The sequence below is a fragment of the Colwellia marinimaniae genome (assembly GCF_002207865.1).
In the GTDB taxonomy this organism is placed as follows: domain Bacteria; phylum Pseudomonadota; class Gammaproteobacteria; order Enterobacterales; family Alteromonadaceae; genus Colwellia; species Colwellia marinimaniae.
Genome location: NZ_BDQM01000095.1, coordinates 1 through 852 on the forward strand (window position 1 = coordinate 1; position 852 = coordinate 852).

The window sequence follows — 852 nt, forward strand, 5'->3', positions numbered from 1 at the left end:
AGACAAAAAAGTGTAAAAATTGAACGATACCATTCAAGCCGATCACTCAATACCATTTTGACCGAAAAGTGATCGGCATCGATGGTATTGAGTGATCGCGATGGATAGTATTAGGTGATCGGCTTAGAGGGTATTAGGTGATCGCGATGCATGAGAATATGCAACTCTCACATAAAGAGAAAAACACCCACACGCTTACTATCTTCGGCGCTATTACCTTGCGCGATTGAAATCCCGCCTACACAGCTCTCATATTGTAGGCGGGAATTTATTCGCGCTTATTATTAATTGTTTCAAATCCCAGACAGAAAAAGCCCGCAACAATGTTGCGGGCTTTTCTTAATAGAAATCGAGAATGTCCTACTCTCACATAAAGAGAAAAACACCCACACGCTTACACCTCCACCGCTATTACCTTGCGCGATTGAAATCCCGCCTACACAGCTCTCATATTGTAGGCGGGAATTTATTCGCGCTTATTAGTGATTGTTTCAAATCCCAGACAGCAAAAAGCCCGACTCTTATGAATCGGGCTTTTCTTAATAGAAGTTTAGCAATGTCCTACTCTCACATGGGAACTCCCACACTACCATCGGCGCAACTGCGTTTCACTTCTGAGTTCGGAATGGGATCAGGTGGGGCCACAGCGCTATGGTCGCTAAACAAAAAAGGGTACAATCTAGAAATTTGATATAAAAAGTTTACAAAAGCAATTCAAGTAACACGAGTACGTGTTTTATATATTTATGTCAGTCTCACACACACTTTATAGTCAAAAACTACTTGGGTGTTGTATGGTTAAGCCTCACGGGCAATTAGTATCAGTTAGCTCAAGACCTCGCAGTCCTTACA

General features: G+C 42.1%; 1 rRNA gene. It reads right to left on the reverse strand.

Annotated elements, in window-relative coordinates:
* Window positions 1-548: 548 nt before the first annotated feature.
* Window positions 549-663 (reverse strand): 5S ribosomal RNA (rrf, locus tag MTCD1_RS18305).
* Between the last annotated feature and the right edge of the window lie 189 nt (window positions 664-852).